Origin of the sequence: Nonomuraea sp. NPDC005730, from assembly GCF_040630865.1 — a bacterium.
In the GTDB taxonomy this organism is placed as follows: domain Bacteria; phylum Actinomycetota; class Actinomycetes; order Streptosporangiales; family Streptosporangiaceae; genus Nonomuraea.
Genome location: NZ_JBEXYK010000040.1, coordinates 1 through 23,723 on the forward strand (window position 1 = coordinate 1; position 23,723 = coordinate 23,723).

Annotated in this window: 21 protein-coding genes; 14 read left to right on the top strand and 7 right to left on the bottom strand. The window is 72.5% G+C overall.

Annotation, left to right across the window (positions count from 1 at the left end; translation table 11 throughout):
• Window positions 1-88: 88 nt before the first annotated feature.
• Entirely contained in the window at window positions 89-1,045 is a 957-nt protein-coding gene (locus ABZ444_RS33605) for a WYL domain-containing protein (RefSeq protein WP_358005765.1), read from the bottom strand.
• A 72-nt stretch (window positions 1,046-1,117) separates the two neighbouring features.
• Here ABZ444_RS33605 and ABZ444_RS33610 point away from each other — a divergent pair, with 72 nt between their 5' ends.
• The 4 genes from ABZ444_RS33610 (at window position 1,118) to ppk2 (ending at window position 4,797) form a co-directional block, all read left to right on the top strand.
• On the top strand, window positions 1,118-1,876 hold the full coding sequence (locus ABZ444_RS33610; RefSeq protein WP_358005768.1) for a DinB family protein: 759 nt from the start codon (window positions 1,118-1,120) through the stop codon (window positions 1,874-1,876).
• Window position 1,877: 1 nt separating this feature from the next.
• Window positions 1,878-2,582, top strand: a complete 705-nt coding sequence (locus tag ABZ444_RS33615; RefSeq protein WP_358005771.1) for an alpha/beta hydrolase — start codon at window positions 1,878-1,880, stop codon at window positions 2,580-2,582.
• Between the two features lie 68 nt (window positions 2,583-2,650).
• Entirely contained in the window at window positions 2,651-3,727 is a 1,077-nt protein-coding gene (gene pstS / locus ABZ444_RS33620) for a phosphate ABC transporter substrate-binding protein PstS (protein ID WP_358005774.1), read from the top strand.
• Window positions 3,728-3,837: 110 nt separating this feature from the next.
• Window positions 3,838-4,797, top strand: a complete 960-nt coding sequence (gene ppk2 / locus ABZ444_RS33625; RefSeq protein WP_358005777.1) for a polyphosphate kinase 2 — start codon at window positions 3,838-3,840, stop codon at window positions 4,795-4,797.
• Between the two features lie 64 nt (window positions 4,798-4,861).
• Here the strand turns inward: ppk2 and ABZ444_RS33630 are convergent, their stop codons facing one another.
• A complete protein-coding gene (locus ABZ444_RS33630) occupies window positions 4,862-5,359 on the bottom strand; it encodes a CAP family protein (RefSeq protein ID WP_358005780.1) in 498 nt (165 codons plus the stop codon).
• 207 nt (window positions 5,360-5,566) lie between these two features.
• Here ABZ444_RS33630 and ABZ444_RS33635 point away from each other — a divergent pair, with 207 nt between their 5' ends.
• Window positions 5,567-6,712: a dipeptide epimerase gene (locus tag ABZ444_RS33635; protein WP_358006004.1), complete on the top strand. Its 1,146-nt coding sequence runs from the start codon at window positions 5,567-5,569 to the stop codon at window positions 6,710-6,712.
• A 1,600-nt stretch (window positions 6,713-8,312) separates the two neighbouring features.
• On the top strand, window positions 8,313-8,771 hold the full coding sequence (locus tag ABZ444_RS33640) for a hypothetical protein (RefSeq protein WP_358005783.1): 459 nt from the start codon (window positions 8,313-8,315) through the stop codon (window positions 8,769-8,771).
• 10 nt (window positions 8,772-8,781) lie between these two features.
• On the opposite strand, the gene ABZ444_RS33645 is transcribed toward ABZ444_RS33640, so the two are convergent.
• The 4 genes from ABZ444_RS33645 to ABZ444_RS33660 form a co-directional block, all read right to left on the bottom strand.
• A complete protein-coding gene (locus ABZ444_RS33645) occupies window positions 8,782-9,405 on the bottom strand; it encodes a cysteine hydrolase (RefSeq protein ID WP_358005786.1) in 624 nt (207 codons plus the stop codon).
• A 14-nt stretch (window positions 9,406-9,419) separates the two neighbouring features.
• Entirely contained in the window at window positions 9,420-10,448 is a 1,029-nt protein-coding gene (locus ABZ444_RS33650) for an alcohol dehydrogenase catalytic domain-containing protein (protein ID WP_358005789.1), read from the bottom strand.
• Between the two features lie 146 nt (window positions 10,449-10,594).
• Window positions 10,595-11,077, bottom strand: a complete 483-nt coding sequence (locus ABZ444_RS33655) for a hypothetical protein (RefSeq protein WP_358005792.1) — start codon at window positions 11,075-11,077, stop codon at window positions 10,595-10,597.
• 201 nt (window positions 11,078-11,278) lie between these two features.
• On the bottom strand, window positions 11,279-12,433 hold the full coding sequence (locus ABZ444_RS33660; protein ID WP_358005795.1) for an ROK family protein: 1,155 nt from the start codon (window positions 12,431-12,433) through the stop codon (window positions 11,279-11,281).
• A 161-nt stretch (window positions 12,434-12,594) separates the two neighbouring features.
• Between ABZ444_RS33660 and ABZ444_RS33665 the strand changes: the two genes are divergently transcribed.
• The 8 genes from ABZ444_RS33665 to ABZ444_RS33700 are packed head-to-tail and all read left to right on the top strand — an operon-like array spanning window position 12,595 to window position 22,820.
• Window positions 12,595-13,896, top strand: coding sequence for a glycoside hydrolase family 36 protein (locus ABZ444_RS33665; protein WP_358005798.1), 1,302 nt, complete (start codon window positions 12,595-12,597; stop codon window positions 13,894-13,896).
• Complete coding sequence (locus ABZ444_RS33670; RefSeq protein WP_357968734.1) at window positions 13,893-14,819, top strand: sugar ABC transporter permease; 927 nt, start codon at window positions 13,893-13,895, stop codon at window positions 14,817-14,819. The genes ABZ444_RS33665 and ABZ444_RS33670 overlap by 4 nt, the downstream gene beginning before the upstream one ends.
• Before the next feature lie 8 nt (window positions 14,820-14,827).
• Window positions 14,828-15,637 (top strand): carbohydrate ABC transporter permease, encoded by an 810-nt coding sequence (locus ABZ444_RS33675; protein ID WP_352353992.1) that lies wholly within the window; start codon window positions 14,828-14,830, stop codon window positions 15,635-15,637.
• Window positions 15,638-15,659: 22 nt separating this feature from the next.
• The gene (locus ABZ444_RS33680; RefSeq protein ID WP_358005801.1) at window positions 15,660-16,961 is read left to right on the top strand and encodes a sugar ABC transporter substrate-binding protein; all 1,302 of its coding nucleotides are present in this window, start codon (window positions 15,660-15,662) and stop codon (window positions 16,959-16,961) included.
• Between the two features lie 8 nt (window positions 16,962-16,969).
• Complete coding sequence (locus tag ABZ444_RS33685) at window positions 16,970-18,514, top strand: alkaline phosphatase D family protein (RefSeq protein ID WP_358005804.1); 1,545 nt, start codon at window positions 16,970-16,972, stop codon at window positions 18,512-18,514.
• Window positions 18,515-18,524: 10 nt separating this feature from the next.
• A complete protein-coding gene (locus tag ABZ444_RS33690; RefSeq protein WP_358005807.1) occupies window positions 18,525-20,474 on the top strand; it encodes an NPCBM/NEW2 domain-containing protein in 1,950 nt (649 codons plus the stop codon).
• Between the two features lie 16 nt (window positions 20,475-20,490).
• The gene (locus ABZ444_RS33695) at window positions 20,491-22,101 is read left to right on the top strand and encodes a beta-N-acetylhexosaminidase (protein WP_358006007.1); all 1,611 of its coding nucleotides are present in this window, start codon (window positions 20,491-20,493) and stop codon (window positions 22,099-22,101) included.
• Window positions 22,098-22,820 (top strand): tyrosine-protein phosphatase, encoded by a 723-nt coding sequence (locus ABZ444_RS33700; RefSeq protein WP_358005810.1) that lies wholly within the window; start codon window positions 22,098-22,100, stop codon window positions 22,818-22,820. Before ABZ444_RS33695 ends, ABZ444_RS33700 begins: the two co-directional genes overlap by 4 nt.
• A gap of 19 nt (window positions 22,821-22,839) precedes the next feature.
• Here ABZ444_RS33700 and ABZ444_RS33705 read toward each other — a convergent pair whose 3' ends face one another.
• Window positions 22,840-23,691, bottom strand: a complete 852-nt coding sequence (locus tag ABZ444_RS33705; protein ID WP_358005813.1) for a PHP domain-containing protein — start codon at window positions 23,689-23,691, stop codon at window positions 22,840-22,842.
• Window positions 23,692-23,723: the final 32 nt, after the last annotated feature.

The window sequence follows — 23,723 nt, forward strand, 5'->3', positions numbered from 1 at the left end:
AGAAGGGCGTCTAGGTCAGTCTTCACACACCGACCATGGACGCCCTTCGTCACGCTCGCAGCCAATCACCGAAATTCACATCAGCGATCTAGCCGGGCAGCGCGGCGGCCAGGCGGGCGGCCAGGCTCGCGACCGCCGCGCGCAGTTCCGGCCCGCCCTCGACGCGGAAGGCGAACGGCACGGCCGGCAGCCACTCCTGGGCGTACATGGCCGGGTTGCCCGTGCTGCCGACCAGCACGCAGCCCTCGCCGTGCGGTTCGAGCCGCCCCATGGGCGGGTGCACCCAGGGCGCCACCTCGGCCAGGGGCGCGTCGAAGACCACACGGGTCGGGTACGCCCATCCGGTGCCCAGGTTCTCCTCCAGCGCCGCCACCGGGTCCAGGCCGTCGGGCGGACGGAAGTCGTGAACGGTCTCATGGACGGCCCGGACGCGGTCGACCCGGTAGGTGCGGACCGCGCCGACGCGGTGGGAGTGGCACAGCAGGTACCAGCGCCCGTACCGGACGACGACCGCCCAGGGGTCGACCTCGGCCTCCCACTCCGTGCCCGACCCGCTCCGGTAGGCGATGCGGACGCGCCGCCGGGCCGCGGACGCGGCCACCAGCGCGCTCGTCACGGCGACACCGGGACGGGCCGCGTACCGGTCGGGCGCGGCGGAGGCGTGCTCGCGCAGCGCGGCGGCCTGCCGTCCGACGCCTTCCGGCAGGGCCCGGATGACCTTGGACAGGGCGGTGCCCACCAGGTCGTCGGGGTCGGTGGCGGCGGGCCGGCCGTCGAACACCGCCATGACCAGGGCGAGCGCCTCGGGTTCGGTGAAGGCGACCGGCGGCAGCCTGGTGCCGCGGCCGAGCCGGTAACCGCCGTAGGGGCCTCTGGCCGACTCGACGGGGATGCCCGCCTCCCGCAGGATCCCGACGTACCGGCGGGCGGCGCGCTCGGTCACGCCCAGGGCCGCGGCCAGCTCGCCGGCCGTCACGCCGGGACGCTGCCGGAGGACCTCCATGGCGCGCAGGGCCCGCGCGGTGGGGCTGAGTTCGGTCGGCACCCGAGCAGATTAGAGCGGTCAGGGCAGGTACCGGAAGTAGAACGTCCGGAATACGTCCTACCGTGTGGCGTCATGACCGACTCCCGGGAAGACCCGCACGTCGAAGGCTTGAGCGGGCGGCAGGCCACGTTCACACGGGTACGCCTGCTCGACGTCCGCGTGCGCGCGGCCGACCTGTCCGGCGTGCGGGTGAGCGGCGCCGAGCTCGTCGACGTCGAGCTCAGCGGCGAGCTGCGGAACGTCGTGGTGAACGGCGTGGACATCGTCCCCCTCGTCGAGGCCGAGCTGAACCGCCGGATGCCCGAGCGCGCCAGGATGCGCCCCGACGACCCCGAGGGCTTCGGCGAGGCGTGGGCGATCCTGGACCGGCTGTGGGCGGGCACCCTCGCCCGCGCCGCGACGTTCCCGGAGGCGGCGCTGCACCGGGGTGTCGACGGCGAATGGTCCTTCGTCCAGACGTTGCGGCACCTCAACTTCGCCTCGGCCGCCTGGGTCGGCCGGATGATCCTGGGCGACCTCTCGCCATGGCACCCGCTCGACCTGCCGTGGGACGAGGCGCCCGGCTGGGACGGCGTCCCGTGGAACCGCGCGGCCCGGCCACCGCTGGCGGAGGTGCTCGCGGTCCGCCGCGCCCGCCGGGCGATGGTCGGCCGGGTGGTCGCCTCGCTCACCCCCGAGCTGCTCGCCTCACACGTCACCCGCGACGAGCCCGGCTGGCCGCGGCTGACCGGCTTCCCCCTCAAGGAGTGCCTGCACATCGTCCTCAACGAGGAATGGGAACACCGGCTCTACGCGGAACGCGATTTGAACGCACTGAAGAAAGAAGACTGACATGGACATCCTGCTCATCGGCGGCCTCTGGCTCGACGCGTCCGCCTGGGACGAGGTGGCGCCCGCGATCGAGGCGCTCGGCCACCGTCCCGTGCCGGTCGCCCTCCCCGGCCAGGGGGACGGGAACTCCTCCGCCACGCTCGCCGACCAGGTGGCGGCGGTACTCGCCGCCGTGGCCGCGGCGGACGGCAGGCCCCTGGTGGCCGGCCATTCCGCGGCCTGCACGCTGGCCTGGCTGGCCGCCGACGCGCGGCCGGACAAGGTGGGCAAGGTCGCCTTCATCGGCGGTTTCCCCGCCGCCGACGGCGCCTACGCCGACCTCTTCGAGGTCGTGGACGGCGGCATGCCGTTCCCGGGATGGGAGCCGTTCGAGGGGCCGGACTCGGCCGACCTCGACGAGGAGGCCAGAAGGAGGTTCGCCGCCGCCGCGGTCCCCGTCCCCGAGGGGGTGGCCAGGGGCGTGGTGCGGCTGACGGACGAGCGGCGGTTCGGGGTGCCGGCCGTCGTGGTGTGCCCCGAGTTCAGCCCCGCGCAGGCACGGGAGTGGATCGACGGCGGCGACGACGCGGAGCTGGCCCGGGTCAAGCACCTCGACCTCGTCGACCTCGACTCCGGGCACTGGCCCATGTTCACCAGGCCGGTCGAGCTGGCCCGGCTCCTGGCCGCCGCGGCCGACGGGACGCCGGGCGGCTTGGCGACAAGGTAACCGTTCGTGTCCGAGGGCTTGACCGCGGGATGACGCGTCCGGACGGGTCAGGTTCATAGCCTTGTGCAATGGCAAGGCTGACATGGACGGCCAAGTCGGTCCTGGTCACCGTGCTCGTTCTGGTCGCCGGGGCCGCCGCCGTGGCCGGGGCCGTGTTCCTGAGCATGAGCAGCGAGGACGGGGGCGCCCCCGAGCCGGTCGCCGCGTGGCTGCACGGCTCGGGCTCGACCGCGCAGAAGGGGGCCATGGACGCCTGGACCGGCGAGTTCGAGCGCGTCCACCCCGAACTGCGCGTCGTCTACGAGGCCAACGGCTCCGACCGCGGCATCGAGGACTTCATCGCCGGACGCAGCGCGTTCGCCGGCTCGGACGTGCCGATGACCCAGGAGGAGCAGGCGCGGGCCGACCGGCGCTGCGGCGGCCGGGCCGAGCACCTGCCGATGGTCGTCGCCCCGGTCGCGGTGGCCTACAACCTGCCCTCCGTGCCCGGCCTGCGGCTCTCCCCGGCGACCCTGACCGGCATCCTCACCGGGCGCCTCACCAGGTGGAACGCCCGCGAGATCGCCGCCGACAACCCCGGCAACCGCCTGCCGGCCGCCCGCATCCACGTCTTCCACCGCTCCGGCCAGTCCGGCACCACCCAGAACCTCACCGAGTTCCTGCGGGCGACCGGCGGCTGGCCGCACCCGCCGTCCCGGACGTGGACCGGCGCCGGCCAGGGCGTCACCAGCTCCAGCGGCATGACCCAGGTCCTTCAGCACACCAGGGACTCCATCGGGTACGTGGAGTACGGGTTCGCCGGCAGCGCCCGCCTGAGCACCGCGGACGTGCGCAACGCCGCCGGGCAGTTCGCCGAGCTGTCGCCGGAGAGCGCCGGCAAGGCCCTGCAGGGCGCCACGGTCGAGAGCGGCGGGCGCGGGCTGGTGCTGACCTTCGACCACAGCCGGCCGGTCCCCGGCGCCTACCCGATCGTGCAGGTCACGTACGAGATCATCTGCACCGGCCGGGCGGACCCGCTGGCGCGCGCCTTCCTCGGCTACGCCGCCAGCGACGCCGGCCAGTCCTACCTGGCCCTGTACGGCTACGCCCCCCTGCCGCACGACCTGCTCGCCCAGGTACGCGGCCAGCTGGGAGCCAGGAGCTGAACGGCCCGCCGCCGGCGGAATTCCCGGAAACGGGGGCCGCCGGCACGATTAGCTGGCCGCATCCGGTGAAGAGAGGACGCCATGAACGCGAACATCCGGTCGCGGGCCGCATGACCGGTCCAGGCGACGAGCAGCCCGTGGTCCTCGCCCCCCTGGCGGCCGCGGAGCACAGCGAACTGCTCGACACCACTCCCGGGCTGTGGGTGGACGACGGCGACGACGACGATCCGGTGCTGATGCGCGCCGACGGACGGCCGGTGGACACCTGGCGGCAGCACTACCCCTACGACGAACGCCTGTCCAGGGAGGTCTACGAGCGGGACAAGCGGCTGCTGCAGATCGAGCTGCTCAAGCTGCAGTACTGGATCAAGGCCAGCGGCCGCCGGCTGGTGATGCTGTTCGAGGGGCGCGACGCGGCCGGCAAGGGCGGCACGATCAAGCGCTTCATGGAGCACCTCAACCCGCGCGGGGCCACGGTGGTCGCGCTGGAGAAGCCGAGCGAGCGCGAGCGCGGCCAGTGGTACTTCCAGCGCTACATCGCCCATCTGCCGGCCAACGGGGAGATCGTGCTGTTCGACCGCTCCTGGTACAACCGGGCGGGGGTCGAGCGGGTCATGGGCTTCTGCGACGTGCACGAGTACCTGGAGTTCATGGAGCAGGTGCCCCGCCTGGAGGACCTGCTGGTGGACTCGGGGCTGCACCTGGTCAAGCTCTGGTTCTCGGTCTCGCGGGCCGAGCAGCGCACCCGGTTCATCATCCGCCAGGTGGACCCGGTGCGGCAGTGGAAGTTGTCGCCGATGGACCTGGCGTCCCTTCGCAGATGGGACGACTACACCCAGGCCAAGGAGGACATGTTCCTGCACACCGACACCGAGTCGGCGCCCTGGACCGTCATCAAGAGCAACGACAAGAAACGCGCCCGGCTGGAGGCCATGCGTCACGTGCTCAGCCTCTTCGACTACGACGACAAGGACGACGAGGTCGTCGGCGTGCCCGACCCGCGGATCGTGATCTCGGCGGGGGACATCTTCGACGAGGACCACGTCGCCTCCCAGGGCACCGACCCGTGACCGTCCGGCGCCGGCCGGCGGCCGGTGGTCAGGGGGCCCTCGCCGCCCCCTGACCGGCCCGTCGTCAGGCGGGCAGGACGTTCTGGGGGTACTCGCCCTCGTAGTTGCCCGGGTTCTCGAAGACGAACACGATGTAGGTCTCGAACCCGTCGGGGCCCTGGCCGGCGACGCGGGCCGCGCCGACCTTCCTGGTGTCCTTCCAGACGAGCTGGCTGAAGTGGCCGGTCCTGGCCAGGTCGCCCGGCGGGTTCGCCCAGTTGTAGTCGGCGATCTCGTTGTACCAGGCGGTCACGGCGTCGCCGGCGGTCTTCGGCGTGGAGCCGGAGGACATGCCCCAGAAGATGTTCTCGCCGGTGGTGTCGCGCAGGCCGTCGTGACCGGCCGACAGCTTCGCGTACTCCGAGCGCGAGGACGCGCGCTCCTTGGCGTACTCGACGAGCTTGGCGTCCATCTCCATGGGGGGCGCGTGGTGCTTGGCGCGGTAGGCGTTGGCCTCGTTCAGCGCTTCGGCCAGGAAGCTGTCGCTGGTCGCGTCCGGAAGGGCGGGACGGGTTCCGGCCATCACGATCACCTCGTCGTGAACGGGAGAAGTGGGGACCACCGAAGCCTGCGCCCGGGCGGGCCGCCGGTCAACGTCCGGATGCGGCCAGAGGGCCCGGCGAAAGGGCCGCATAAATTCCTGCCATTGATTCTGAAATCAATTCCGGCGTGCTAGATTCGGGAGGCTTAAATGCTCGGGTAAGCATGAATTCCTGCTCATTGGAGAATGATGAAATCGCTGGTCGTCGAGCGTATTGAGATATTCGTCGTGGAATTGCCGTCCATCCGTTCGTTCAGCATTTCAGGCGGAAACGTCACCACCGAGGGGAAGCCTGCCGAGCGGGTTCTCGTCAAGGTGACTGCCGGCGGGGTGACCGGCTGGGGCGAGGCCACGCCGACGCCCGCCTGGACGTACGAGACCGTGGAGTCGATCTCGACGACGATCGCCGGCTACCTGGCCCCCGCCCTCCTCGGCCGCCCCGCCTGGGACCTGGACGGCGCCTGCGCGGCCTACGAGAAGGTGATCAACCGCGGGCTGACGATCGGGTCGCCCATCGCCAAGTCCGCGCTCGACATCGCCCTGCACGACCTGCTCGGCCGGGCCCTCGGGGTGCCCGTCGGCGTGCTGTGGGGCCAGCGCCGCCTCGACCGGATCACGCTCGGCTGGATCGTGGCCGGTCAGACGCCCGGCGAGGTGCGGCAGGCGGTCGAGGAGGGGCGGGCGGAGGGCTACCACGCGTTCAAGGTCAAGGTCGGCCTGCACGACGAGGCGACGGACGTCTCCGTCGTCGCGGCCGTCAGGGAGGCGGCGCCCGACGCGCCGCTGTGGGTGGACGCCAACCAGGCCTACACGGTGGACGGCGCGCTGCGCATGGCCCGCCGGCTGGCCGACCTGGACGTCACGGCGTTCGAGCAGCCGCTGCCCGCCAACGACGTCACCGGGCTGCGCCGCCTGCGCGACCACAGCCCGCTCCCGGTCGCGCTCGACGAGAGCCTGCGCCACCCCACCGACCTGGCCACGTTCGTCAAGCTCGACGCCGTCGACATCGCCATCGCCAAGGTGCAGCGGTCGGGCGGGCTGACGTTGTCGCGCCGGCTGTGCCAGCTCGCCGAGGACGCCGGGCTGCGCATCATGGGCTCGGGGCTGACGGACACCGACCTGGGGTTCGCCGCCTCGCTGCACCTGTTCGCGGCGTTCGGCGTGGACACCCCGGTCGACCTCAACGGCCGCCAGTTCGTGCGCTCGGCGTACGTCGGCGGCCCGACGGTGGAGGTCTCGGACGGGACGGCCCTGGTGCCCACCGGCCCCGGCCTCGGCGTCGAGGTGGACGAGGACGCCGTCCGCGCCCTGTCCACGGCCCACTGGACCGTCTGACGAACGAAGAAGCCGGGGCCTGGACGCGCGTCCCGGCCCCGGTTCCCCTCTCAGCGCAGCCAGTCGTCCAGGTGCGCGGCGACGAACTCGTCGGGTCCTGGACGTGCTCGGCCATGGTGCGGGTGGTCCCGCCGTACGTGATGCCGGTGCAGCAGGCCGAGGTGTCCAGCCAGCGCGGCACGGCCGGGCCGAACAGCAGCGGCTGCCCGGAGGCGTCCCGGCGGGCGATCATCGCGCGCAGCGTGTCCAGCCACTGGATCTGCACGCCGGGCTTGCCGCTGGTGAACCAGGGCAGGCTGTACGGCTCGATGTCGACGTTGATCCCGTCGAACCGCTCCGCCGGTTTCGAGGACAGGTTGTAGTCGAGGACCCGTTCCATCTCCCCGACGGCCCGCTCGCGGTAGCGGGACAGTGCCCCCAGGTACGGCGGCCGCGTCCCGCCGGCGACGGTGGCGTGCACCTTCATGCCCCGGCCGTGCGCCCAGGCCACCAGGTCACGCAGCCCGGGACGCGCGTCCTCGATCATGTCGCGCCCGGCGTAGGTGTCCACGCCCAGGTAGAGCGTCGATCCGGCGGGCAGGACGGTCTCCAGCAGGCGGCGCGACCCCGGGTTGAGCACCAGGTTGTAGGACGCCTTCTCCCAGATCCACATCGCCCGGTCCTGCCGGTGCGGCACCGGGGCCTGCCCGCTCGCCGCGCCGAGCGCCACGTACGTGGTGGACGACCTGGACACGTGGCCGCGCGCGTCGACCGCCTCCGCCTCCAGGCTCGCCATCACGTCGCCGTGCCTGGCCGGGTTCAGCAGCGTGACGTAGCGCCCTCGCGCGCCGGCGGCGGGCTGCCAGGAGCCGCCGTTGACGCGGACCCGGACCGAGCGCACGTCCGTGCCGGCCACGTCCACCCGGACCGGCGTGGGACGCGTGAGCCGGGCCCCGTCGGCGGGCTCGGCGATCGACACGCACGGGGCCCTGGCCTGCGGGTTGTCCACGCGCAGGGCCAGCGGCGGCGACCAGGCGCCGTAGCGGGTGTCGGCGTCCGTGGCCTTGGCGTAGACCTCGATCTCGCCGTCCAGGGCGCTGGTGTCGAGGTCGTAGGACCAGGTTCCGCTGTCGTCGGCGTCGGGGTCGGTGACCTCGGCCCGGTCCACGCGCTCGCCGTCCACCACGACCGACACGTCGTAGGCGGCGGTGAAGCGGCCGGTCAGGCGTACCAGGCCGGGAGCGGGATCGGCGGAGTCGATCACCACCGAGGGCGGGTCCGCCGCGCTCGCCACGGCCGGTGTCGCCACAGTGAGCGGCACGGCGAGCGCGAGCGCGCCCGCGATTCTGCACAGCCTTGCGGGCATGAAGCCACCTCCATAGGAATGAATTAACGCCGGAAACGGATATGTCCGGACATTGAATCCATGAGATGGCGAAACGATAGCCCCGAATTTCCGGAAGAAGAATGGCATGAATTCTGGCCATCGAATGGCGGGGCACCCTCGGGTGCGAGACAGGCCCCTCACCGACGCAGAAGGTGGGGGGATCCCTCTGACGGGGGAGGAGGTTCGCGCGCGGTGGGGAGGGGCGTGCGCCGGGCGGTCCCTAGCGTTGCGGGCATGGTCGACTCTCATCGCCCGCGGCGCTGGCCGGCATACGGGCTGGCGGCGCTGCTGCTCGGGTACGCGGCGGGCAAGGCCGCCTTCGCCGTCCAGGGCAGGCTCGGTTTCCCGGGCGGGCCGCCCGTGCCGGCGGCCGAGGCCGCGGGCTACTTCCTGGACCCGTCACTCGCGCAGGGGTTCGCGGCGGCCTCCGGGGTCCTGGGGGCCTGTGTCGCCCTGGCCACCGTCACCGCCGCGGGCCGCCGGCTGCCGCGGGCCGCGCTGCTCGCCGTGCTGGCGGTGATGCTGGCGGCGCTCGGCGGGGGCGCGGGCATCATGATCCTGGACGGGTTCGTCGGCCTCGGCGTCGGCTGGCGCTGGTACCACGGGATCATCGGGCTCGTCGTGGCCGGACTGGCCGCCGAGATGACCCGGTCCTACTGGACGGCCACCCGCACCGCCCGCCCGAGCCCCTGACCCGGCCGGGTCAGCCCCGTGAGAAGGCCGCGACCAGTTTCTCCGTGGTCAGGATGGCGTGGGCGAAGGTGGGGCCGTTGAGCTCGTGCGCGGCGTGCAACATCTCCGGCAGGTACGCGGCGGTCGCGTCCCGCACCAGCGTCACGTGGTACCCCAGCTCCATGGCGAACCGCCCGGTGGACTCGACGCACGTGTTGGCCAGCACGCCCACGGCCACCACGTGCGTGACACCGCGCTGCCGTAGCTGGAGGTCCAGGTCGGTGTTGGCGAACCCGCTCTGCGCCCAGTGCTCGGCGGCGACGACGTCGTCCTCCTGCGGCTGGAGGTCGGGATGGAACTCCCCGCCCCACGAGCCGCGGGCGAAGGTGTGCCGCTCCTGGATGCCGTGCTGCGTCGGGTTCGGATGAGCCCAGCTCTCGTAGTCGCCCGGCGCCCAGCGGCGGTGCGGGACGAACACCACCCGCACGCCGGTCCCACGCGCCGCGGCGATCACCGCCCGCAGGTTGTCCAGCAGGCCGATCGCCTGCGCCACCGGCCCGAGCCGCGGCCACACCTTGCCGCCCTCGGAGATGAAGTCGTTGTACGGATCGACCAGCAGCACCGCCGTGCGGCGCGGGTCGTAGGACTCGGTCATGGCCGCCTCCCCGCTCAGTTGCCGGTGGTCAGGACCATGCGGAAGCGGGCCTGCCCCGACAACATCCGCTGGTACGCCGTCGCGGCCTCCGCCAGCGGCACCTCCTCCGTCCAGGCCCGCACGCCGCTCTGCGCGGCGAACCTCATGGTGTCCTGGGTGTCCACGGCGATGCCGGAGGCGTGCCCATAGACCCGGCGGGCGCCGCCGACCAGCTGCAGGGGAGTGACGGCGAGCGGGTCGGTGTCGATGCCGACGGTGATGAGCTCGCCGCGCCGGCCCAGCCCGTCGATCGTGCCGGACATCGCCGCCGAGCTGGTCACCGTCGCCAGCACCACCTTGGCCCCGCCCCGCGCCAGCAGCACGTCGGCGGCCTTTTCTGCGGCGCCGTCGATGTAGTGGGCGGCGCCGAGCTCGCGGGCCAGCGGCTCCTTGTCGCTCCCGCGCGCGATCGCGACCGTGTCGAAGCCCATCTGCGCGGCGAACTGCACGCCCAGGTGGCCGAGGCCACCCAGCCCGAGGATCGCGACGGTGTCGCCCGGCCGCGCCGAGCTGCGCCGCAACGCGTTGAACACGGTCACGCCCGCGCAGGCCAGGGGCGCCGCCTGCACCGCGGTCAGCTCGTCGGGGATCGCGGCCAGGGCGACGGCCGGCGCCACGACGGAGTCGGCGAACCCGCCCGGGTAGGCGGCGCCCGGCACCCGCAGGTCGGGGCAGAGCACGCCGTCGCCCTCCCGGCAGGCGTCGCAGTGGCCGCAGCTCCCGCCGTACCAGCCGACCGCCACCCGGTCGCCCACGGACCAGCCCGCGACGCCGTCGCCGATCGCGTCGACGCGTCCGGCGATCTCGTGCCCCGGGGTGACGGGGAAGGCGGTGCCCGGGAGCGCGCCGCCGATGATCAGCGCGTCGGAGTGGCACACCCCGCACGCCTCGACGGTGATCCGCACCTGGCCGGGGCCCGGTTCGCGGGTCTGCGCCGGGGCCTGGGCCATGGCGCCGCCGGGCTCGGCGACCTGGATGGAACGGTGCAGGGCGGAAGACGGCATGGCGTCTGCTCTTTCTTCGTACGGGAAGCAGCGGCCTCGACGGGAGGCCCTCACAAGGCCACCTTTTCCACTTCCGCCTCGTTTACCCCACCGGCGGGCGAAGCCCCAAGACCCTGGCACGGGTCCCGGACCTGGGAGAGCGCCGGTCAGCCCGCGGGAGCGACCGGGACGCCGCCGAAGGTCACCACCAGGCGGCCGTCCGCGGCGAAGGACCAGTTCAGGGCGCCGGAGTAGGCCGAGCAGCGGGAGCCGTTCGAGCCGGACCAGAACTGGTTGGAGGCGTCCGCGGCACCGACGATCTTGTCGTTGGCGCCGCTGCCGGAGCGGCAGGAGGTGTTGTCGCGGAACACCGAGGTGCCGCCGTCGAAGGAGAAGTTGCGCTCGGTGCTGTCGATGCCGACGTTCCCGGTGATCGACATCGTGCCGAGGTTGCGGTTGTAGGTGAAGCCGTGCTTGCCGTTGCGGTAGGCGATGTTGCGCCGCACGACGTGGTCGACCTTGATGTCCTCGCCGCCCAGCCTGTAGCCGTTGCGGTCGCCGTTGCCTGCCCGGCCGCCGTCGCTGAGCGTGCCGTTGTCGCCGGCGGGGAGCAGGCCGGTGGTCAGCACGACCGCCGGTCTCGTCGCCAAGGGTTGGTTCTTACGCACGTCCAGCTCCGATTCGGTGGAGGAGTGGAAGGGGGTGCCGCGCGAGCCGTGGCAACCGGTTGCAGTAACAGTGGCTTCGTGCTGAGGAAAGGTCAATACGTCCAGGTAAAACTGCAAACGCTGCGGGCGTTCTGCCTGGTGGCGTCGTTATTTCTGCAACAACCGATTGCAGGAATCCTGCAATCAGCGGGTGAGGGGAAGCGGGCCGCTCTCTGGGGTGAAGAGCTGCTCGTCGAGGTGGTCGACGGCGTAGTCGATCGCACCCGCCACCACGCACTCGTCGCCCAGCGTGGACGCCCGCACCTCCGGCATGCGCATGCACCGCCGCTCCAGCCGTTCGCGCAGCGGCCCGAGCAGCACGTCCGCCGACCTGGAGAACCCGCCGCCCAGCACCACGACCTGCGGATCGAGGACGAGCACCATGGCGGCCGCGCCCACGGCCAGGTCGTCGAGGTAGCGCCCGACGGCCTCCAGCGCGACCGGGTCGCCGTTCCTGGCGGCGGCCAGCGTGTAGCCCGCCGCGTCCTCCGGCGGCGTGCCCGGGGGGACGGCCGCGCACGAGTTGAGGTGCTCGGGCGCGTCGAACCAGCGGGCCTCGGGCAGCATGGAGATCTCCCCGGCCGCCGCCCCGAACCCCCGGTGGACCCGGCCGCCGATGATCAGCCCGGCCCCCATACGCCTGCCGACGTGCAGGAACACCACGTCCTTGGCGCCCTGGGCGACGCCGCGCCGGGTCTCGGCCATGGCGGCCAGGCGGCTGTCGTTCTCGATCAGCACCTGGCAGGGGAACATCTCCCGCATCCGGCCGGCCAGGTCGAGGTCGCGCCAGGACGGGACGGCGGCCGAGTAGATGACCCGCCCCTCGATGTCGATGATGCCGATGGTGCCGACGGCGATCGTCCACAGGTCGGACACCGCCACGCGGCCGAGGGTCAGGCAGCCGGAGACGGCCCGCTCGATCGCGGCCAGGCGCTCCTCCAGCGGCGCGTCCGGCAACACCGGCTGGCGGGTCTCGGCCAGGATCTCGCCGTCGAGGTCGGACAGGGCGGCGCGGATGTTGTGGCCGCCCACGTCGACGCCGACCAGGTAGCCGCTGTCGGCGCGGAAGCGGTAGCGGCGGGCCGGCCGGCCCATCGAGCCGGGGCTCGGCGGCACCTCCTCCACCCAGCCCAGGTCCATCAGCTCGCCGGCGACCTCCTTCATGGACGGCCGCGACAACCCCGTGCGCTCGGCCAGCGCCGACAGGGTGAGCGGGCCGGCCCGGCGCAACGCCCGGATGGCGGTCAGCGAGTTGAGCTGTCGCAGCCGTGACAGGTCGCCGCCGCGTAGATCCGCCATCGCCGTCCTTAACGTAGGTCTCCTCTGTAAGCAGAGATTATGCCAGGGCCCAGCTCGACGGCGCACCATCCACGAACCCCTTCAAATTGGGCGTTGACCCTCCGAAACCGACGGTGCTACTAATGAAGCGCTCCTTCGTAAGTTGAGAGAGATGAGGTCTGATGTCATTCGTTGACGTCGGCGAGATCAGGTGCGACCAGGCCCGGACCCGGGTGTTCGAGCACGGTTGGCAGTCGTGGAGCCCCACGGGCGCCTACGGCCTCGGGGACCTTCCGCCCAGACCCGCCGACGAGACGATCCAGATCCTCTGCTACCGGCCCGAGACGCCCGTCCCGGACGGCGTCTTCCAGGGCGAGGGGCTGCTGGCCGTCGAGACCGGTGACGGCGCGGTCGAGCTGTGGAGCGCGCCCGGCCCGCTCCAGGTGCCCTCCGTCCGGGCCCGCCGGGAGGGCGACCGCCTGGTGATCTCCGCCGACGGCCCGGTACGCCACCACCGCATCGAGGGCGACCTCGACCGGGCCCTGCGCGCCTGGGCGGACGGCATGGCCGAACCCAGGACGTTCCCCGCCGTCCCGCCCATGTGGTGCACCTGGTACGGCTACTGGGACAAGGTCACCGACGCCGACGTCCTGGAGAACCTGGCGCTGGCCGACCGGCACGGTCTGACCGCCGACATGTTCCTCGTCGACGACGGCTACGAGGCCGGCATCGGCGACTGGCTGGACCCCAGGCCAGGCTTCGGCTCCCTCGCCCGCGCCCTGGACGCCGTCACCGGCTCCGGCCGCCGCGCCGGCATCTGGACCGCCCCCTTCCTCGTCGGCCACGACAGCCGCCTGTTCCACGAGCACCTCGACTGGCTGGTGGACGGCGCGTACGCGGGCCGCATGTGGAACCAGGACCTCGCCGTCCTCGACGTCACCCACCCAGGCGCGGCCGAGCACCTGGTCCACGTGTTCGCCACCTTCGCCGCCATGGGCGTCACCCACTTCAAGCTCGACTACCTCTACGCCGGCGCCCTGGCCGGCCGCCGCCACGACGACCTCGACCCGATCGCGGCCTACCGGCGCGGGCTGGAGCTCGTGCGGCGCGGCGCGGGCCCCGAGGCCACCCTGCACGGCTGCGGCGCGCCCATGCTGCCCAGCATCGGGCTGGTCGACATCATGCGGGTCAGCCCCGACATCGCGCCCACCCTGCACCCCCGGTCGGGCGACATCAGCCAGCCCTCCCAGCTCGGCGCCCGGCTGACCGGCGCGGCCCGCGAGTTCCTGCACGCCCGCTGGTGGGTCAACGACCCCGACTGCCTCATCGCGCGGCCCGAGGTGGAGGCCCGGCAGGAGTGGGCGGCGCACATCGAGGGCACCGGCGGCCTGCGCGGCTCCAGCGACCCGATCGCCTCCCTCGACGACTGGGGGCTGGAGACCACCCGCCGCCTGCTGGTCCCCACCGCCACGGACCCGTCGTGATCACCGAGACCGTCCGGGCCGCCGCCAAGGAGGCCCCGCGGCGGCCGCGCAGGCGCGCCCGCGACTGGCACGCCTACCTGTTCGTCGGGCCCAGCCTGTTCGGGGTGGTGGCCTTCCTGCTGCTGCCGGTCGTCATCGTCCTGGTGCTCAGCTTCTTCAACTGGGAGCTGCTGTCGGAGCCCACCTTCGCCGGGCTGGACAACTACCGCCGGCTGGCCGCCGACGGCGAGACCTGGCACGCGCTGGGCGTCACCCTCCTGTACGTCGTCCTGTGCATCCCGCTGCAGACCGTGCTGGCCCTGGTGCTGGCGCTGCTGCTGGACCGCAAGGTCAAGGGCCTGCGGCTGTACCGCTCGTTGTACCTGATCCCGTGGATGGCCACCCCGATCGTCCTCGGCCTGGTCTGGAACTGGATCTTCGACCCGCGCGACGGCGCGCTCAACAGCCTGCTCGGCCTGGCCGGCATCACCGGCCCCGACTGGCTGTCCGACCCCGCCTGGGCGCTGCCGGCGATCGCGCTGGTCAACGTCTGGCAGCACACCGGCTACACCATGCTGTTCTTCCTGGCCGGCCTCCAGGGCATCCCCAAGGAGCTGTACGACGCCGCCGCCACCGACGGCGCCACCCCCGCCCAGCGGTTCTGGCGCATCACGCTGCCGCTGCTCAACCCCACGATGTTCTTCGTCATGGTGACCAACCTGATCGGCGCCTTCCAGGTGTTCGACACCGTCTACGTCATGACCAACGGCGGCCCCAGCCAGAGCACCGAAGTGCTCAACTTCCGCATCTACGAGACGGCGTTCAAGCAGTTCGACTTCGGCTACGCCTCGACCCTGTCGATGTTGCTGTTCGGGGTCATCCTGCTGGTGACGCTGGCGCAGGTCAGGTTCTTCGGCAAGCGCACCACCTACGACCTGAGCTGAGGCCCCCCATGATCAAGCGCACCCTGCTCCACGTCGTGCTCGCGGCCGGCGCGTTCGTCTCCGTCTTCCCGTACCTGCTGGTCGTGCTGACCGCCTTCAAGACGCAGTCGCAGCTCAGCTCCACCGAGCCGTGGCTGCCCGGCCTGCCGCCGACCACCGCCAACCTGACCCGGCTGCTGAGCGGCGACTTCCCCCGGTACGTGCTCAACACGCTGCTGATGACGGTCGTGCTCACCCTCGGGCAGCTCGTCTTCACCACCTTCGCCGCCTACGCCTTCGCGCGGCTGCGCTTCCGGGGCAGGGAGGCCCTGTTCTGGCTGTACGTCGCCACCATGATGGTGCCGGGCGCGGTCACGATGATCCCCCTGTTCCTCATCATGCGCGAGCTCGGCCTGGTCAACACCTGGTACGGCCTGCTCATCCCGTACGTGCTGGGCACCCCGTACGGCATCTTCCTGATGCGCCAGTTCTTCAAGTCCCTGCCCGCCGGGCTGGAGGAGGCCGCCCGGATCGACGGGGCCGGGGCGATGACCGTCCTGCTGCGCATCCTGCTGCCGCTGTGCCGCCCGGCGCTCGGCACCCTGACGATCATCACCGTGATCTCCTCGTGGAACAGCTTCATCTGGCCGCTGATCATCACCAGCGGCGACGAGACCAGGGTGATGACGGTGGCGCTCGCCACCCTCAAGGTCGGCATCGGCGTCGACTACAACCTGATGATGGCCGGCGGGCTGATCGCGCTCGTGCCGATGGTGGCCGTCTTCGTCTTCTTCCAAAGGCACATCGTCCGGTCGGTGGTCCTCACCGGCCTCAAGTAGCACACGAACAAGAGGTCAGCGAATGTTGCAATCCCCCCCGATTCGCTGGGCCGGGGCGCTGCTCTGCGCCGCCACGCTCATCCTGTCCGGCTGTGGGTCGGGCTCCGGAGACTCCGGCAAGGTCACGCTCACCTACCGGCTCTGGGACGACCAGCAGAAGGTCGGCTACGAGAAGGTGATGGCCGCCTTCGAGAAGGCCAACCCGGGCATCGACGTCAAGATAGAACTGCTGCCCTACGACCAGTACTGGACCAAGCTCACCGCCGACGCCGTCGCCGGGACCGCGCCGGACGTCTTCTGGATGAGCCCCACCCAGTTCCCCGAGTTCGTCACCAAGGGCGTGCTGGCGCCCGTCCAGGTGGACGGCTCCAAGTACCACCCGACCGTGGTCGGCTCGTTCACCTACCAGGGCAAGCTGTACGGCGTGCCGAAGGACTGGGGGATCGTCGGCCTGCTCTACAACAAGGACCTGTTCGACAAGGCCGGCGTGTCCATGCCGGACCAGCTCACCTGGGCGGCCGACGGCTCCGGCACCCTGCTCGACACGGCCCGCAAGCTCACCGTGGACGAGGCCGGCAAGCACCCCGGCGAGCCCGGCTTCGACCCCGCCAAGGTCACCACGTACGGCTTCGCCTCCTGGAACCACTACCAGACGCAGTGGATGAACTGGGTCAGCTCCAACGGCGGCAAGCTGCTGGACAAGCCCTTCGGCAACTACACCTTCAACGACGCCGCCTCCGTCCAGGGGCTGCAGTTCGGCGTGGACCTGGTCAACAAGCACCACGTCTCGCCGCCGGCCACCCAGACCAACCCGCCCACCGGCAAGGTCACCGACATGTTCAAGGCCGGGAAGGTCGCCATGTTCCCGGCGAACAACGCGCTGCTGCCGTTCGTCGCGCCGGAGGCCAACTTCGAGATCGGCGTCGCCCCCATGCCCGAGGGCCCGCAGGGCCGTTCGGTGAACCTCAACGGCCTGTCCGAGGCCGTCTCCGCCAAGAGCGCGCACCCGGCCGAGGCGATGAAGCTGGCCACCTGGCTCGGCACCGAGGAGCCGCAGAAGATGATGGCCGACGGTGGCTACGTCTTCCCCGCGCTCAACGGGCTGTCGCAGGGCTACGTCGACTACTGGAAGTCCAAGAAGCTCGACGTCTCGCCGTTCCAGAAGGAGTCGGAGGGCCAGACCTTCCCGCTGCCGGTCACCACCGGCTTCACCGGCTTCGAGAACAAGCTCAACCAGATCCTCAACGAGATGTACCTCGGCAAGCTCACCCCCCAGCAGGCCGCCGACCAGGCCGTGGCCGCCGGCAACGCCTCCGTGAAGTAGGAGCTCCATTGATCACCCGGCGATCGTTGTTCGCCGGGGGCGCGAGCCTGGGCCTCGCCGCCGCACTGGGTGCCTCACCCGTGCGCGCGGCGGCCCGGCGTGCCCCCCTGTCCGACCCGTTCCAGCTCGGCGTCGCCTCCGGCGAGCCCACGCCGGACGGCGTCGTCCTCTGGACCCGGCTCGCCATGGACCCGGTCGCGCTCGACGGGCTCGGCGGCATGCCGGACCGCGTCGTGCCGGTGCGCTGGCAGCTCGCCTCCGACGAGAACTTCCGCCACGTCGTGCGCCAGGGCGTCGAGCAGGCCCGCCGCGAGTCGGCCCACAGCGTGCACGTCGAGCTGGACGGCCTGCGTCCGGGCGCGGAGTACTTCTACCGCTTCCGCGCCGAGGGCGAGATCAGCGAGGTCGGCCGCACCCTGACCGCCCCCGCCCCCGGCACCCGCTCCCGCCCCCTGAACCTGTCCTTCACCTCCTGCGCCGACTACCAGACCGGCTGGTTCACCCCCTACCGCCGGATGGCCGAGGACCACCCCGACCTCATCGCCTTCCTCGGCGACTACATCTACGAGTACGGCGACTACAAGTACCCCGTCCGCGACCAGGCCGGTGGCGAATGCCTCGACCTGGCCGGATACCGGCTGCGGCACGCCCAGCACAAGGCCGACCCCGAGTCGCGGCTGGCCCACGCGATCGCCCCCTGGGTGGTCGTGTGGGACGACCACGACATCGAGAACGCCTGGGCCGGCGACGTGCCCGAGCAGCCCGACCCGCCCTTCCTCGCCCGCCGGGCCGCGGCCTTCCAGGCGTACTACGAGAACATGCCGCTGCGCCGCGCCCAGCGCCCCGACGGCCCCGCCCTGCGGCTCTACCGCACGATCCGCTGGGGCGCGGTCGCCAACCTGCACATGCTCGACACCCGCCAGTACCGCGACCTGTACGCCTGCACCGGCAGGAGCGGCACGGTCGGCGCCGACTGCGCCGAGCGGCTGGCCCCCAACCGCACGATGCTCGGCGGCGAGCAGGAGTCCTGGCTCGACGGGCAGCTCAAGGGCTCCCAGGCCACCTGGGACCTGCTCGGCCAGCAGGTCTTCCTCATGGAGATGGACTGGACCAACGGCGAGGGCAAGGGCTACTCCAACGAGGGCTGGGACGGCTACGTCGCCTCCCGCAACCGGCTGACCGCCGCCATCGACGACTACCGGCGCAACGCGGTCGTCCTCACCGGCGACGTGCACTCCCACTGGGCCGGGGAGGTCAAGCGCGACTTCCAGGACCCCGAGTCGAAGTCCGTCGCGGTCGAGCTGGTCACCACGTCGGTCACCAGCGCCGGCAACGGCTTCGACGAGTACCCCAACACCCAGATCCTGCTCGACGAGAACCCGCACGTGAAGTTCTTCAACGGCCGCCGCGGCTACGTCCGCGCCAAGCTCACCCAGCAGGAGATGAAGGTCGACTTCCGCTCGCTGTCCCGGGTGACCGAGCCGTACGCGCCCGCCTACACCTCCGGCTCGTTCGTCGTCGAGCCGGGCGACCCGAGCCTCCACCCAGCCTGACGGGATCCCCATGCGCACGATCACGGCCGCCGCCGCGGCGGCCCTCCTCACCCTGCCCTTCGCGCCCTTACCCGGCTCAACGGCGACCGCGGCGACCGCCGCGGCGCCCCCGATGGGCTGGAGCAGCCGCTCCCTGGGCTGCTCGGTCTCCGAGGCGGCCGTCCGCCAGGCCGCCGACGCCCTCGCCCCGCTCGCGCCGCTCGGCTACCGGTACGTCGTCCTCGACGACTGCTGGCTGGCCGCCCAGCGCAGCGGCGGCGCCCTTGCCCCCGACCCGGCCCGCTTCCCGGGCGGCGTCAAGGCGCTGGCCGACGACCTGCACGCCAAGGGGCTCAAGCTCGGCCTGAGCGTGTCGGCCGGCACCAAGGCGTGCTCCGGCGGCGGCCCCGGCTCCTACAAGCAGGAGGCCGCCGACGCCGCCCAGCTCAGGGCCTGGGGCGCCGACTACGTCAAGTACGACTGGTGCAACGTCCCCACGGCCGACTTCCCCGGCCAGAACGTGCAGCAGATCGCCCAGACCCTCTACCCGCGCATGCGCCAGGCCCTCGGCGACGGCGTGGTGTTCGCCATGAACAACGAGGACGGCAGCACCGTGCCCTGGTTGTGGGGCAAGGACGCCGGCGCCACCACCTGGCGGACGAACGTCTACAACAGGCCCATCCCCGACAGCTACCCCAGCATGGTCGACATCTGGGAGACCAACCAGCTCAGAGCCGAGTACGCCGGGCCGGGCAGCTGGGCCGACCCCGACCTGATCCAGGCCGGGCGCGGCGGGATGACCGAGACCGAGTACCGCGCCCAGTTCACGCTGTGGGCCATGGGGGCCGCGCCGCTCGTCCTGCAGGCCGACCCGGCCAAGGCGCCGGCGGCCGTCGTCGCCAACCCCAAGGTGATCGCGGTGGACCAGGACCGGCTGGGCGCGCACGGCCGGCTCGTCTCCTCCGACGGCTGGTACCACGTCCTGGCCAAGCCCCTGGACGGCGGCGACCGGGCGATCGCGCTGTTCAACGAGAGCGACCGGGCGGCGGTGATCTCCACCCGGCTCGGCGCGGGCTCCCGCCACCGCGTCGAGGAGCTGTGGTCCGGCGCGGTCAGCTCGACGAAGGACGTGCTGTCGGCGCAGGTCCCGGCGCACGCGGCGGTGCTCTACCGGGTCGCGGAGAGCAGGGAGCAGGCGCCGCCGCTGGTGACGTTCGAGGCCGACCCGCCGCGCTTCCTCGGCGAGGACCGCCCGTCGGTGCTGGAGCCCGGCGTGCCCGGCGAGCTGGTCACCCGCGTCACGAACACCGGGGCCACCGCCCCGCTGCGGGACGTCGAGGTCAAGGCGTCCGCGCCGGACGGCTGGCGCGCCGAGGCCCGCACGCCGGCCAGGACCGCCCGGGTCGGCGCCGCCGAGGCGTTCACCGTGACCTGGACGGTCACCCCGCCCGCGGGCGCCACGCCCGGCACCTACGAGGTGGCCTTCACCCAGGGCGGCCGGCAGGCCGTCGCCGTCGTCATCGTGGCCAAGGCGCCGGGCACGGGCCGCACCCACCTGAGCGACCTGGCCTGGACCAGGGCCACGAACTACTTCGGCCCGGTCGAGAAGGACACCAGCAACGGCGATCGGGCCGCCGGCGACGGCCGCCCGATCACCGTCGAGGGCGTCCGGTACGCCAAGGGCCTGGGCACGCACGCCCCCGCCGACATCGAGTTCCACACCGCCGGCCGGTGCACGACGGTCGAGTTCCAGGCCGGCATCGACGACGAGGTCGGCCAGGCCGGGTCGGCCGACTTCGAGGTGTGGGCCGACGGCGGCCGGGTCGCGCACTCCGGCGTGCTGACCGGCGCCATGCCCGCCAGGAAGGTCACGGCGTCCGTCGCGGGCGCCCGGTTCGTCCGGCTGGTCGCGACCAACGGCGGGGACAACGCCACCTCCGACCACGCCGACTTCGCCGACGCCACCATCACCTGTCAGTGAGGAGATCCACTTGAAGATCGTTCCCAGGCCCGTCGGCCAGGAGACCAGGCGCGGGAGGTTCGTCCTCGACGGGCGCACGGCGCTCACCGCCGACCCGGCGCTCGCCGGGGTGGCCGCCTGGCTGCGCACCGAGCTCAGCCAGGTCACCGGAGGTGAGCTGCTGCCCGGCACGCCGGGCCCGGGGACGATCACCCTGGGGCTGGGCGACGGCCTCGGGCCGGAGGCGTACCGCCTGAGCGTGGGCGAGGACGGCGTCGCCATCGACGCGGGCGGGCCCGCCGGGGCCTTCTACGGCGCCCAGACGTTCCGCCAGCTCCTGCCCGCCGCGGCCTACCGCCGGACACCGGCCGCCGAACCCCTCGTCGCGCCGGGCGCGCACATCGAGGACGAGCCGCGCTTCGGCTGGCGCGGCTGCCTCCTCGACGTCGCCCGGCATTTCATGACCAAGCACGACCTGCTGCGGTTCATCGACCTGATGGCCCTGCACAAGCTCAACGTCCTGCACCTGCACCTCACCGACGACCAGGGCTGGCGCGTCGAGATCAGGCGATACCCCCGCCTGACCGAGGTCGGCGCGTGGCGGCGGGAGAGCCAGACCGGCTGGAACGGCGCCATGGACGGCCGCCCCCACGGCGGCTACTACACCCAGGACGACATCAGGGAGATCGTCGCCTACGCCGCCGCCCGGCACATCGCCGTCGTGCCGGAGATCGACCTGCCCGGCCACACCCAGGCCGCCATCGCCGCCTACCCCGAGCTGGGCAACCTCGGCACGCCGCTGGAGGTCCGCACGACCTGGGGCATCGGCCGGAACGTGCTCAACGCCGAGGACGCCACGATCACCTTCTTCAAGAACGTGCTCGACGAGGTGCTGGAGCTGTTCCCCAGCCCGTACGTGTGCGTGGGCGGCGACGAGTGCCGCAAGGAGCAGTGGCGGGAGAGCCCGTCGGCCCAGCGCCGGATCAGCGAGCTGGGCCTGCGCGACGAGGAGGAGCTGCAGAGCTGGTTCATCCACCAGTTCGACGACTTCCTGGCCGCCCGGGGACGCCGCCTGGTCGGCTGGGACGAGATCCTGGAGGGCGGGCTGGCGCCCGGGGCGGTGGTGGCGTCCTGGCGCGGCGACCTCGGGGCGGTGGCCGCCGCCCGGCGCGGGCACGACGTCATCAACTGCTCCAACACCCAGGTGTACTTCGACTACCGCCAGGGGACGGGCGAGGACGAGCCGGTGCCGTTCGGGACCGTGCTCGCGCTGGAGGACGTCTACGCCTTCGAGCCCGTGCCCGCGCAGCTGCGCGACGACCCGGCGGCGGCCCGGGTCCTCGGCGCGCAGTGCCAGGTCTGGACCGAGCTGATCGACTCCAACCGGCGGGTCGACTACATGGTCTTCCCCCGGCTGGCGGCCTTCGCCGAGACCGTCTGGGGACCGTCCGGGCGCGACCTGGAGGACTTCCGCGCCCGGCTGGCGGGTCATCTGCCGCGGCTGGCGGCGATCGGGGTGGAGTACCGGCCGGAGTCGGGGCCGCTGCCCTGGCAGACCAGACCCGGCGTGCCGGGGCGGCCGGAGGATCCGAAGGAGTGGCAGGCCACCATCGACGCCTGGACCAGCAACCTGCGGGACCTCGCGTGACGCCCCTGGAGCCGCCGTCGGGCGGACGGGTGCTGAGCTGGCCGGGCTGCGAGAACGTGCGCGACCTCGGCGGGTTGCCGACCGAGGACGGCGGGCGGATCCGGTGGGGCGCGCTGGTGCGGGGCGACCGTCCGAGGAGCACGGCCGTCCCGGCGCTGCGGGCCCACGGGATCCGGCTCGTCGCCGACCTCCGGCTGGCCGCCGAGTGCCAGGCCGACCCCGGCCCCGACGTGCCGGGCCGCCGCCACCTGCCCGTCCTGCGGGACGAGGACACCGTCCTGGAGGCGCTGGACGACACCCTGCCCGGCATCTACCGGGTGATCCTCGACCGGGGCGCCGGCCGGTTCGCCGCCGTCCTGTCGGCCGTCGCCCACGCGCCGGACGGGGGCGTCCTGCTGCACTGCCACTCCGGCAAGGACAGAACCGGGCTGGCGGTCGCGCTGGCCCTCTCGCTGGCCGGCGTCTCCCGGCAGGAGATCGCCGCCGACTACGCCATGACGGCCGTCTGCCTGCGCCTCGACGACCACCTCGCCGCCCTGGACGGCGACTCGGGGCGGGCCAGGGCGCTGCGCCTGTTCGCCGAGGTCACCGCGGACACCATGCTGGCCGCCCTGGCCCACCTGGACGACCGGCACGGCGGCGCGCAGGCGTACCTGCTGGCCGGCGGCCTGCCACCGGACGACCTGGCCCTGCTCCGGACCCGCCTGGTGGACCGGTAGGGGGCCCGGACGTCGGGGGTCAGCCCGTACGGCCCCAGAAGTCGTACGGGTCCCGGCCCGGCCGGAAGCCGTGCGCCCGGGCCAGCTCCGCCGCCTCCCGGAACCGGCGCGCGACGACGGACGGCTCGTGGGCGTCGCTGCCGAACGTCACGGCCTGCCCGCCCTCCTCCCGCCACCACCCGAGCAGCGTCGTGTGCAGCGGCAGGACCGTGTTGATCTCCAGCGCCCGGCCCGACCCGGCGGTCACCCGCAGCGCGTGCCGGAACTCCTCCTCGAAGTCGGCCGGGTCGAACGGCCCGGCCGCCCGCGGCCAGTAGCGCACCGGGTAGTCGACGTGGGCCAGCACGGAGAACACGTCGCTGCCCGCGACCAGCTCGGGGATCTCGGCCAGGTAGTCCCGGACGACCTCGGCGGCGGCGCTGCGGGCGTACAGGCCGGGCGGCTCGCAGAACCCGTCGCCGGCGGGCAGGCTGTGCAGGGAGCCGAGCACCCGGTCGAAGCGCCCGGCGGCGAGCACGCGGGCGACGTCCCCGGCGTGCCGGTGCGGCTCGCCCACCTCCAGGCCGCTCAGGATGCGCAGCCGCGGGAAACGCTCGCGGCACCGCTCGACCGCCTCCAGGTAGCCGGCGGCGTCGAAGGCCGGGGGAGTGAGGTGCCCGTCCGGCGTCGTCAGCGCGAGCAGGTGGTCGTGGCCGTCGAGGGCGCCGGGGTCGACCGTCCAGACGGTGTGGTCGACGTGCTCGGTGAAGGCGATGGCGGGCAGGCCGAGCTCCACCGCCCGCGCGCAGGAACGCTCCATGTCGCCCTTCGGGGCGTCCCAGGACCATTCGCTGTGCACATGGCTGTCGGCGGGCAACGTCACGGGGCTCACTCCTCGGAGGGTAGGAGAAGATCATCACGACT